This window comes from Methylobacter marinus A45, from assembly GCF_000383855.1.
Classification (GTDB): Bacteria; Pseudomonadota; Gammaproteobacteria; order Methylococcales; family Methylomonadaceae; genus Methylobacter; species Methylobacter marinus.
In genome coordinates this window covers 2150703-2162962 of the sequence record NZ_KB912877.1, presented here as the reverse complement: position 1 = coordinate 2162962, position 12260 = coordinate 2150703, and the positions used below count along the sequence as shown (strand labels likewise).

Below are 12260 nucleotides of genomic sequence, written 5' to 3'. Positions count from 1 at the left end.
TGGGAATGCCTGTCACGAAAGGAGAACGTCATGTAAGCGTTGCAGTATACCAAAATACCATCGGTTTACGGGCAGCTACCTGCTTCAAGCCTAACAGCAATATAAATCAGTGGCAAATAAGCTGTGATTAACCCCGGCAACGCATAAGCCGGATATTTGAATACCATCGCCGCAAGCGGCAATAGCCAGCACAGATTGACGGCCCCCACGGCCAGAACCACTGCTAAATGGCCATGGCGTTTTGCCGCATGCTGATAAGCATGAGAACAGTGCGCTTCGTACCATTTCTGCCCGCTCATATAGCGGCGCACCAAAGTGACAGTGGCATCCGTTATGAAAACCGCGAACAGAATCAAACCGATATAAACATAAACGGGATCATGATGGCCAGCCATTAAAATCAGCAGCCCCAATACAAAACCCAAAAATCCGCTGCCGACATCGCCCATGAAGATTTTGGCCCGCGGCCAGTTCCATACCAAAAAGCCCAATGATGCAAAGCATAGTGCAACCGCGACATACGCCAGTTCATAATCGCTGTAAGCCAAAAAACCGGCCAGCGCCGCGGATATGAAGACGGCCTCGGAAGCGGCGATCCCGTCAATGCCATCCATAAAATTAAACAGGTTAAGCAGCCAGACCAGATAAGCCGCACCCAGCGCATAGCCCAAAAGACCCAAATCAATGCGCCAATCGCCCATGATCAATACGGGAAATCCTTGCATCAACCACAGAGCGATTAACGCCGCGGCCATATGCACCAAAAAGCGCCAGCGGGCCGGTATGTGCCGGTGATCATCCCAGAAGCCGATGCCGGCCACCAACAGGCTCGCCGTTAAAACTAGAAATCCGCTCAGCCCGAGCCAGCCGCCAAGCACCAGCACCGAGGCCGTTCCCGTAAAGCCCAGCACGATGCCCAGACCGCCGCCTCTAGGCGTCGGCATCCGATGAGAACTGCGCTGGTTAGGAATATCCAAAAGATTTTTCAGCGCGTAAGCCTTGATGAAATAAACGCTCAACCACGACAGCAATAAGGCGCCAATTGCCAGTAATATAATAAGCATGTATTTCTGTTACCGCTTTTGCGCTATAAACCAGGCCACCGTTTTGCTCACTGCTTCATCCACTGAATACGGCGGCAGCCACTCCAGGGTATCGCAGGTTGGCCGAATATCTACTTGCAATGAACTGCACAGTCTCTCTACTTCAGGCTTTTTACCCGTCATTCCAGCCAATCCGTACAACCAGCCTAGCGGCAGCGAGAGTAATCGTATCGACCGCTGCATATGATCGGCTATCATCTCGACCAAATCCCGCGTGGACAGATCATGGCCGTCGGATACCAGAAAAACCCGGCCATTTGCACGGGGATGGTCAATACAGGTTTTTATCAAGTCACACAGATTATCGACGCTGACCATGCTGCGTTTGTTATTGACTTTGCCCAGAGGCAGGGGCCAGCCTGAATTGACCAACTTCAACAAACGCAAAAAATTGCCTTTAACGCCAGGTCCATAAGCCAAAGGCGAACGAATAATAACGATCTCCATTCCGGTCTCGGCACTGATTTTTCTTAATGCCTGCTCGGCTTCCCATTTGGACAGGGCATAAGCATCCTGGGGAATCACATCATCGTCGGCGGAAAACGCCCTTTCAGTCTGCTCGCCGTTCACCTTGATCGAACTCAGAAAAATAAACCGCCTGACACCATGCGCCGCGGCCTGTCGGGCAAGATTCTCAGTCCCCACTACGTTGACTTCGCGAAAAGCGCTCAATGAATCGGCCACGGTTTCTTTCATGACATGCACGCGCGCGGCCAGATGCGCCACGACATCGACATCCTGAAGCGCGTCCTGCCAGAGTGTCCTGGCATTGATATCGCCTACGATAATGTCGGCTGACTGCTCGGCGCGGGATGCAGCCGATCGGACCGCGCCTTTCACATCAAAGCCCGCGGCGATAAGCTCGGCAGACAAGGCTTTGCCTATGAAGCCATTAGCTCCCGTAACTAACACTTTGTTCATGACAATAGTTCTTTATATAAAGACAGTGTTTCAGAAATCACTTGCTGCTCGGAAAAATCACGCTCGACAATCCTCCTGCCCTGTTTGCCCATTTTTTTCCTGAGCCCCGGATTTTGTATCAACTGCGCGAGCGCCTCCGCCAACGCGTCTATATTACGGGCCGGCACCAATAATCCGTTAATACCGTGCCTGACTATTTCACGGCATCCGGGCATATCAGTCGCAACTATCGCTCTTTCGCAGGAAGCGGCTTCGATCAGAATGCGCGGCACGCCTTCGCCGTAAAAAGTCGGCAGCGCCACGATATTGGCTTGCGCAATCAAGCTGGGCATATTTTTTTCAGTGCCCAGCCACTGTATCGCACCTTCCCGGCTCCAGTCTTCCAGCACCCGTTCATCGATGGCATTGATGCTTGAATGATCAATAATGCCCGCCACTTGTATCGAAAACTTCAAACCCTGACTGCGCAAATATCTGGCGGCTTCAACCAAATCACCCAGACCTTTATCCCATAATAACCGGGCGGCAAACAAGATAATGGGGGCATCGGTTTCCTGTTCGGCGACCGGCTCATAAAGGTCAGGGTTCACGCCGGCCCCAAGAATCGTCACCGCCTCGTGACTGTCGCAGAGGCCGGTGTTAATGAAATAAGCCCTGTCTTCCCTGTTTTCAAACACGATCCTGCGATTGACATCCTTTCTTTTTGACGCTTTATAAAGCAGCCTGATAACCGGCCTTATCAGTTTAGTCGACAGCGATTTGCCCGAAAAAATAATGCCGGTACCGGTAATACTTAACAGGTAAGGCACTCTTAACAAATAGAAAATCAGTCCGACATAAATATTAGGCTTGATGGTGATGGCGTGAATCACATCCGGAGAAATGGATTTAAGCAGCTGATAAAGCTCCATCAACCCATGCAGATTAAATATAGGATTCAATGACTTGCGATCAATATTCCATTGATGGCAAATAAATCCGTATCGGCTGAAACTGTCAATCAGCCGCGGGTCAGTCATACCCATTACCAAATGCACCTCGGCACCGGCATTCAAGGTCGCAAGCGCCCGCTGCAGCCAGTGCAGCTCAAAATACCAGTCTACATTGATGACGTAGACGAAGACGGGAGGCCTCTTAAGATTATGCAAAACAGCTCTCATTTATCGGCATCTGCCCGTTGAAACAGCAGGTTTGGAGAGTCATACATCTTGGCGGCCGCGGATAAAATCAATAACATGATCATTTTCCTGTCATCAGCAACAGACGGATATAAAAAGAATCCCTTGAACACTGCCTGTAAATCGAGCCGTCCAGGAACAGGATTTTAATCTTCGACATTAAGGAACTGCCGTTATCGAAAACATGGGTTATCAGCTTTTTGGTCGTATCATTCAATAAATCGTCATAGGTCTTGAGAAAGCATAATGCCTGATTTTTTAGTTTCCGCCGACTATTCCCGAACAACAGGCGCTGCAACCGGGCTTTCCAGCGCGCCAGGCCATTCTGAAATCCGATACTGTTACTGCCATGTTGTCGATACAAAATCAATGCCTCACTATCGAAAACGACTTTACCCAAGGCACTGACAACAAGATACAGCCACCAGTCATGCATCACGATATTTTCCGGCGCGGGCAGCCGGTCGAGTAATAAATTGCGTGCGTATCGATTAATGACGACAGTACATCCCGTGGCGATATTCTCAACCAGCGCATTGCCGAGTTGGGCGGGACGGGTCGGCATATCAGACCGGCACCGGACATTCAGCGCCTTATCGGTAATCAGCTGACGCCCGCAATACATCAACGGCTGGCCGGCCGTTTCATTAGCCAAAAGAGCAACAGCGCGGCTGATTTTACCGGGCAGCCAGACATCATCCTGATCGCAAAAAGCATAAAAATCGGCGTCGGGATCAGCATTCCTTACCAACTCGAAAAAGCTCCCGCAAGGCCCCAGATTGGCACCCTGTATGACTCGCAGCGTCAACCTGTCATTAAATGCTGAAATAATCTCCAGCGTATTATCCGTCGAGCCATCGTCCCGGATCGTCACCTTAAGATTCGGATAATCCTGCCGCGCTAGACTGATGAGCAGTTCTTCCAGGTAGGCGCCGCCGTTATAGGTGGACAGAAGAATTTCAACCACTGCGGTCATATGGCACCCATGACGACAGGCCGTTTGTGATAATCAACCATAAAGATGCAGCACATTATCAATTTTACGCCATAGCGCCGCAATACGTGTTTTGAGCAGAAAATGCCGGACCAGCGCCTTAAGCCAGGCCTTTTTATTTTGCCAGGGCGCGGCCCCATGACGATGTATGGCGGTGAAAGGGGCACGGTAATTGCGGTCCATTTGACGGGCGGCTTTCGGCAGCAACAAGCCATCTTCAAGGCCATGATCCAGCTGATATAACAAAGACGGCCTGATATAACCCTTGTCACTATGCTCTTTTATATAGTCATAGCTGATAAAACCGTTTGCCACGGCTTCCATCAGATCCCTGACCCACAGATAGCCCAGCGGATTGGTTGAACAAACCCAAGGCTGTGTCGTCATGTCGGTATAATGCACCAGCGCCGTTTCTCCGTCCTGGTAACGCTCCAGGGAATTCCAGATCGGATCGATGTCCGCCGATATCGTCTCGGCAACGGACATATCATACATCAGCGCCTCATAATCCAGTTCTCCCTTATCCAGCGCGGAGACGATATCGCCGATGCGCCACTTAAGTGCCTCGCAGTCCAGCAACATGACACTGAACTGAGGCCGTCTGCCTGAACTTCCGGGCTCTTTGACCGCCAGCAGCTGGGCGCCGTTGAACGGCAAGGTCCACAAGTCCTTGATGTCCTTGAACACCTGCATATCCGAATCCAGGTAAATGGCCCGCCCCTGATAGCCGGCCATTTCGGGAATCAAAAAGCGCTGGAACGAAAAAGGCGTACGCGGGTGATTCTTTTCATCCTTGGGCAAAGGCGTTGCTATTTCGGTACGGTGTATCGGAATCACCTCGACGGACATGCTGGCATGCTTGCGTATAGAATATTCCAGCACTTTAACGGCAAGCATTTGCTCTTCCTGGGTCGCCACATAAACCTTAATCGGCGACGGCATATCGGCAGGAGCCAGATCCAGATCGTTTTCCATAATGATTTTCGCGAATTCTTTAAATTGTTTATTAAATGAACTGAGCCCGTTAGCCAACAAGGTCTTGTTTTCCAGGTCCTTGAAATCAGCGCTGTAAGTATTGCCGCCATCAATTCCCAATGTCCTGATTGTCCCGACGCCGGCCATGGCCAATAGCCGAATCGCCGCTTCAGCGCTGAAAAAACGCGCAAAAACAACCGGCGAGTCGCCCTGCCGTTCACGCCCCGAATGCAGATTGTAATAAAACAAGCGCTGCTGGCGATCAAGCGCCTGGAGGATTGGATTGACAGCGGTAATCTGCTGAAGACTTTGCCGCCCGGCGCGATTTTTTATATGCGGAATCCAGGGCATCACCACAATCCCGCACTGCTCCATCAACACCTCGCCCAGTTGATCGACGACATCCAGGTCAATAATATGAGCCACATCCACAAACTGGTCCCGCGCCACATGATTGAGTCCCAGCAGCTTGTAATCATGGACGAACTGATCTTTTTTACTAAAACTCGGGCCTTTTCCCAGGACCAGCCAGGGCTGATCCATAACCTGGTTTTCAGTCGCCCACTCAAAAAAAGATCTCATCCCCCGACACCTTGTGACATGCAAAAAAACTAATTTTACCGCTTCCCCGCCAAGTTCTGAAAAAATATTCCATTATCATAAACTCAGACAAGCTGTCAGAATGCCCGTCAAGCACCTGTTAATTGACCGGTTGCTTTAATTCCCGCATCAGCACGACATGCAAACAAACCGCATTCAATACCTGGTAAGCCACTATTCCGAGCGCAATGCCGACAATGCCCATAGCATTGAACGCCAGTACTTTGATAACCACACAAATGAAGAAATTGACCATGGCCAGCCTGACCACCACCTTCGTCCTGCCCAGCGCGTAAAGACAACTGCTCGCCATCTGACCCGCCACGCCGGCGACCAGCATGCCGCCCATCACCGTCATAAGCGTCCACAGCATATCGATTTGCCCGGCACCGAATTTGCCGTAACCGACCAGCAAATCCAGTCCCCATTTCCCGCATAGGGCGAACACAGCCCATACGGCCAGCGCCATCGAGCCGGTCAGCAGCAGTTTCCGCCGGTAATTCCGCCAAAGCAGGGACATATCGCCTGACTTCATATTCTTTGCCGCGAACGACAATAAAGGCACGGCGAAAACCTTATCCGTAAGCGCCAGGAACACCCCGTACAGCTGATTGCCGAAAGTCAGCAAACTGATGCTGCCTACGGGGCCGAGCGAGGCCAGATAACGGTCGATCACCGGACCGGTTTTGTAGACAGAGGCGCCAAATAACAGAACGCGCGTGCGTTGCCGAACGGCTTTGGCCATCGGCCGATCATACAAGGAAGGTGCGCGCCAATCGATCCATTTACACAGCATCACGGTCCACAATGCCCAGCGGATGACAGCGCCCCAGGCAACCGATTCGATGCCATAGACAGGCATGGCATAGATCACACCGATCAGCACGACCATGCTGGCGATCAATTGCGACAGTTCCGGATAAATGAAACGCTGCTCGGCATGATAAGCCGATTTCAGCACCGTCGTCAGCCCGCCGAAAACCAGCGCAGCCGACATTACCTCAGCCATGTCAATGGTCAACCCGAGCGCCTGACCGGATAGTCCCGGCGATAACAGCGGAACCCACAGATGAGCCGAATACCCCAGCATGGCGGCTATAACAGTAAAGACCGCAAAGGACTGCAACAGCAAGGCTTTTACGGTCCCGGACATATACTCGCTGGCTAAATCCGTGAATAAAGGCACCAACACCCTGATCAGGATATCGCTCAAGATCGTCAGCGGAATCAAGGTCAGCACCTGCGCCGAAAAATAGGCATCGGTATCGGCGCCAGGGCCTATATAAACCAATACCAGCCACTGGATGGCCATGGCAATAACCAGATTCAGAGCGGCCAACCCACCCAGTGAAAAAATAAATTTCATGCTACTTACAGCTTTATGCCAAGCCGAAATAGTTCGGACCGGGTTGAGAAGGACACAAATGCATACCCTATATAGCTAAGTAATGAGCATGGAATAAATCAGGGAATTGTAGGTGCGAATTCATTTATGCCCTATGGGTACTTGTGCCCATCAGGGTATTCGCACCTACACCGGAAATTCATCCGCGCACTTGAAGAAGTCATTTTATGCGCGTTCCTTAGATTATTTTAGATTGCGCATCCGGTTTAGCGTAAACCGCCTCAGCGAGCAATTTTTTATAGAGTTGCGCATATTGTTCCCCCATTCTTTTTCCGGTAAACAATTTCTCATATCTTTCCCTCGCCGCTTGCCCCATGCGTTTAGCCAATTGCTCATCCTTATCCAGTTTTTCCATCGCCTCGCGTAAGCGTCTTGAATCGGATGGCGGCACTACAAATCCCGTTTCCTTATTACTATTGACATAACTGGTTCCTGTGCCGATTTCCGCGGAAATCAAAGGCTTGCCGAACATGGCCCCCTCCAGCAAGGTCACCCCAAAAGCTTCCGAACGCAGATAAGAAGGAAAAACAATCGCTCTTGATAATTGGATCAACGCCACTTTTTCCTCATCGCTAACATAACCCAGAAACTGAACATTTTTTAAACCCAGCTCATAAGCTTGCTTTTGTAATTCATTCTCTATTGGCCCCGAACCGACAATAACAACACGTAATTCAGTATTTTTAATCGCCTCCAGTAGAATACGTAACCCTTTATAGTAGCGAAGCACGCCTATGAATAAAAAGAAGCCTTCTCCACATTGCGCCCGGACAGACTCCAGCTGTTGAATGCCCACAGCCGGATAGCTTGAGTCATCCAATCCGATAGGAATAATTTCAACTTTTTCCGAAAACTCGCCTAATACATCACTTGTGGCAAAATAATTAGGCGACGTAGAAACAATGCAATCGACATGGGTAAGAAAATATTGTTTTAAAGGGCGATATATTGCTAACAATCCCTTCTGCCTGACAATATCGGAGTGATAGGTCACGATCGATGGTTTTTGGACTCGGCCCAATAAATGCAGCAAGTCGGCAAAGGGCCAAGGGAAATGGTAATGCACAATATCAGCCCATTCCACTAATTGCTTGAAGCCTGCCAACGCATTGATAGAAATACTACATGAGGCAATTTCAAAAGTCCGGTTAAAACGGTAAACATCGGCCTCTTTTCTCGATACTACCGATTGACCTGGATGAGGACTTAACGTAAAGACCCTGCTTTCAACATTGTAGCACTTCGTATTTCGGCAAATTTGTCGAATAGTCTCTTCCAGACCACCCTGTGTATCCGGAAAGTAAGTCCTATAAACATGAAGAACTTTCATTTAAATGCCTGTTGCAATCGATTAAATAGCAAAAAATATAAACCTCTTTCTAAATTGATTACAGCTACTTATATTCCACAGGATGCATCATTACAACTTTGAAAAGACGATCACGAACCTCACATTTTCTGTTTGAAGGCTCCAGGTTGATAAACCCGCCTACCGTTAGTAGATTAGGTTTATCTGCAGGTGATCGTGTAACCCAGTTATTTAAAGCATGATCGGATTACATTGTCTAATCCGATCTATATTGATTTCTTACCAGTTATTCTTGTTTAAAATCCATACAAACACACAATGAAAATTTCTGAACATTCCCTACAACGCAGAAAGCCGCTCTATAACATCGCCAATTTTCTCATGATGGATATAACTGTATTGAACACCAGACTTTTTACAACCGCTTATTGCCATATACCATGACACAAGCATGTAATGGTGCAATACCATTAGCGGTATAGCCTATCACATGCTTGTGTTGGGTTTATATATTGTATTGCTATATCTCAGGAAACGATATCTCATAAAAGAAAAAAAACTGATCAAGATCTGCCGCTGATTGCTTCACGGTAAACCGCAACGGTTTCTTTTGCGCATCGATCCCAACTGAACTGAGCGGCTCTGGCCAGCCCTTTTTCAATCGCACGGTTGCGCCAGGTTTCGTCTTCTAACCCTCTTGCGATCAATTCAGACAGACTATCCACATCCGTTGCCTCGCACACACCCGCAGCATCACCCGCGACCTCAGGTAAAGAAGAAGAATTTGAACAAACCACCGGCACGCCGGAAGCCATCGCCTCCAGCACCGGCAAGCCAAACCCCTCATACAACGAAGGAAATACAAACAGACGGGCACCCGCATAAAGCAGAGGCAAATCCTCGGCAGGAACGTAGCCTAAATAACGCACCCAGCCTTCACGATTGGCCGCCTTGATACGTTCATGCAGCTTTTCACTTCGCCAGCCTTGATAACCGGTCATGACCAATGGCCATCGCTGCCGCAAACTCAGCGGTAATAACATGTATGCATCGAGCAGCACATCCAAGTTCTTACGGGGTTCTATTGTGCCGGCAAAAAGTGCATACCCGCCCATAGTTAAACTATAGCGGATACCGGCTGACGACCACTCGGCCTGATTACGGGGATAGAACTCGGCACTACTTGCCAACGATACGCTACGAATTCTGTCGAGCGGCCAAGAGAAATGCTGTGCGACTTCCTGCCGGGTAAACTCGGAATCCGTAATCAACATGTCAGCCCGTCGCAACGAAAGCACAATTTGCTTTTGCATGAATCGTACACGCTCCGGCGGATGACAGTGAGCCCAACTATATACCGACAAATCGTGAAAAGTGCTGATACTAACGCCGGCAAACTCGGGCAGATAGTAATTAGGACCATGAAAAACAAAATCCTCAAGCCCAAGCAAAGTACGCTGCTTCTTCCAGTTCTTAAATCCATTCGCCAAATCCACCACCGTGTGACTTTTCAGCAAATGTTTTTTTAATTGCCTGGTTAGCGATGCCCTCCTGTCATCAACGCACTCCTTCGCCTCTGGCAGGGATGACACAAAATGTGACCCTGACAATAACTTCAGATCACAGATATCGTCCAGCTTATTAAGGTGACGCGCTAATTCAAAAGTATAACGTCCAATACCTGTCAGCGGGAAGTGTACCGGATCAATCGATACAATCGCTTTCATTAATTTTCAGCCAGCATCCAGCGCAATGTATCGACCAAGCCCGGCGACGAAATCTCGCCTACCGTATCGATAAGCTTTACCGGACTACCGCATAAACGATGAATCTCATTGCTGCGCACAAAAGCCGGGTTTACATTGACCTGCAACTGATGGCCCGTGATCTGGTCCAGCAATTCAATCACGGATTTGAGCGTTACCGGCTTGCCGGAGCATATGTTATAAACTTCGCCGGGTATGGCCTTCTGCAACAATCGCAAATAGGCTTCACAGACAAAGCGCACGTCATTAAATTCGCGCTCCACATCAAGATTGCCCAGTTCGACTGTCACCGCCCGCTGCGCAAAATGAGTGACCAATTTGGGAATTACGAACGACTTAGCCTGCCATGGCCCGGTATAGTTAAAAGGGCGCACGAAAAACAACGGCAGCCTGTCCAGATAAGTTCTGGCCATATATTCCATGGCCAGCTTGCTCATCGCATAATGATTGACCGGCGCTGGCGGCTGTTCTTCCGTAATGGGAGATTGCTCGCAGTTGCCATAAACATTGGCGCTGCTAGCAATCAAGATACTGCGCGGCTGCTGCGCAAGGGCGGCCAAGGCGTCCAGCAGATTCAGCGTGCCAATTACATTAACGTTATAAAATGCACTGGCATCGGCATGCCCTACAAAACTAATGGCCGCCAGGTGAACTACGGCTTCCGGTGCCGCTTCACATACTTGCTGATGCACCACCTCTCGATCTTTAAGATCGGCCTGCAATGTAGTGACGTCATGTCCATGGTCACGGGCCGCCTTGACAAAGTGGCGTCCGGTAAAGCCATGTCCCCCAGTAACCAGCAGTTTCAAAATGAGAACCCCTGTGCATTGCGACGCAGGTCAGCCTCCACCATCATCTGACATAACTGCTCCAGTGTGGTTTTAGGCGCCCAGTCCAGTTTTGCCTTGGCCTTGGCCGGATTGCCGATCAGCAGATCCACTTCGGCAGGACGGTAGAATTTGGGATTAACGCGCATCACCGTTTGCCCCACTTTTAACGCTTTCTCCTCTTGGGTTTGGGTTGAGTTAATAGCCGCAATCACAGCATATTCCTCATCGCCCTGCCCTTTAAATTCTAGCTCTACACCAACCGCCTTAAACGCCATACGCACAAAATCACGCACGGTTTCCGTACGATTGGTCGCCAGCACAAAGGTATCGGGCTCATCCGCCTGCAGCATACGCCACATGCCTTCCACATATTCCTTTGCAAAGCCCCAATCGCGCTTGGCATCCATATTGCCGAGTTCCAGAACATCCAACTTGCCCAAACTGATCTTGGCTACCGAATCGGTAATCTTGCGCGTAACGAACTCACGCCCACGTAAAGGACTTTCATGATTGAACAGAATACCGCTGGAGCCAAAAATGCCATAACTTTCACGGTAATTGACCGTTATCCAGTGTGCGTATAGCTTGGCTACGCCATACGGACTGCGAGGGTAAAACGGGGTATCTTCCATCTGAGGAATAGCCTGCACCTTACCGAACATCTCGGACGTGGATGCCTGGTAAAAGCGGATTTTCGGATCAACCAAACGTATGGCTTCCAGCAAATTTAACGCGCCAATGCCGGTAATCTGGGCCGTGGCGCTGGGTTGTTCAAAGCTCACGCCGACAAAGCTTTGCGCCGCCAGGTTGTAAATTTCATCCGGTTGCACTTTCTGGACTAGCGCAATGCTGGAACCCAAATCCGTTAGGTCGTATTCGACCAGATGCAGATTGGGATGATTCTGGATACCCAACTCTTCTATGCGCCAGAAATTGACGGAACTAGTGCGACGATAGGTGCCATACACAATGTAGTCTTTGCCGAGCAGGACCTCGGACAGATATGCACCGTCTTGCCCTGTAATGCCACTAACAATGGCAACTTTCCTCTTCATACTCACTCCTAAACGTAAGTCTCAAATGTCCTGTAATTGCTTAGCAAAAATTATTTACGAGGACAATAATAATGAAATTCAATTGCAAGGTGAAATACCATCAATGCAACTAAATTGAATTTTG

10 protein-coding genes are annotated in these 12260 nt (G+C 49.5%); all 10 read right to left on the bottom strand.

The features are described 5' to 3' along the window. Window positions 1–65: 65 nt before the first annotated feature. The 10 genes from METMA_RS0109955 to gmd all read right to left on the bottom strand — a co-directional run bounded on the left by METMA_RS0109955 (window position 66) and on the right by gmd (window position 12136). Entirely contained in the window at window positions 66–1064 is a 999-nt protein-coding gene (locus METMA_RS0109955; RefSeq protein WP_020158947.1) for an MraY family glycosyltransferase, read from the bottom strand. A gap of 9 nt (window positions 1065–1073) precedes the next feature. Further along, window positions 1074–2024 carry a UDP-glucose 4-epimerase family protein gene (locus METMA_RS0109950; protein ID WP_020158946.1) on the bottom strand — a complete coding sequence of 317 codons (951 nt, stop codon included), beginning with the start codon at window positions 2022–2024 and terminating at the stop codon, window positions 1074–1076. Then, the gene (locus METMA_RS0109945) at window positions 2021–3172 is read right to left on the bottom strand and encodes a glycosyltransferase family 4 protein (protein WP_027147201.1); all 1152 of its coding nucleotides are present in this window, start codon (window positions 3170–3172) and stop codon (window positions 2021–2023) included. Before METMA_RS0109945 ends, METMA_RS0109950 begins: the two co-directional genes overlap by 4 nt. 91 nt (window positions 3173–3263) lie before the next feature. Next, window positions 3264–4178: a glycosyltransferase family 2 protein gene (locus tag METMA_RS24425; RefSeq protein WP_020158944.1), complete on the bottom strand. Its 915-nt coding sequence runs from the start codon at window positions 4176–4178 to the stop codon at window positions 3264–3266. 33 nt (window positions 4179–4211) lie between these two features. Then, window positions 4212–5753: a glycosyltransferase gene (locus METMA_RS27495; protein WP_020158943.1), complete on the bottom strand. Its 1542-nt coding sequence runs from the start codon at window positions 5751–5753 to the stop codon at window positions 4212–4214. Between the two features lie 118 nt (window positions 5754–5871). Further along, entirely contained in the window at window positions 5872–7137 is a 1266-nt protein-coding gene (locus METMA_RS0109925; protein WP_020158942.1) for a lipid II flippase MurJ, read from the bottom strand. 217 nt (window positions 7138–7354) lie between these two features. Then, window positions 7355–8506, bottom strand: coding sequence for a glycosyltransferase (locus tag METMA_RS0109920; RefSeq protein ID WP_027147200.1), 1152 nt, complete (start codon window positions 8504–8506; stop codon window positions 7355–7357). Window positions 8507–9048: 542 nt separating this feature from the next. Continuing rightward, window positions 9049–10212, bottom strand: coding sequence for a glycosyltransferase family 4 protein (locus METMA_RS27810; protein WP_027147199.1), 1164 nt, complete (start codon window positions 10210–10212; stop codon window positions 9049–9051). After that, window positions 10212–11060 carry a GDP-mannose 4,6-dehydratase gene (locus tag METMA_RS0109910; RefSeq protein ID WP_020158938.1) on the bottom strand — a complete coding sequence of 283 codons (849 nt, stop codon included), beginning with the start codon at window positions 11058–11060 and terminating at the stop codon, window positions 10212–10214. The genes METMA_RS27810 and METMA_RS0109910 overlap by 1 nt, the downstream gene beginning before the upstream one ends. Further along, on the bottom strand, window positions 11057–12136 hold the full coding sequence (gene gmd / locus METMA_RS0109905) for a GDP-mannose 4,6-dehydratase (RefSeq protein ID WP_020158937.1): 1080 nt from the start codon (window positions 12134–12136) through the stop codon (window positions 11057–11059). Before gmd ends, METMA_RS0109910 begins: the two co-directional genes overlap by 4 nt. Window positions 12137–12260: the final 124 nt, after the last annotated feature.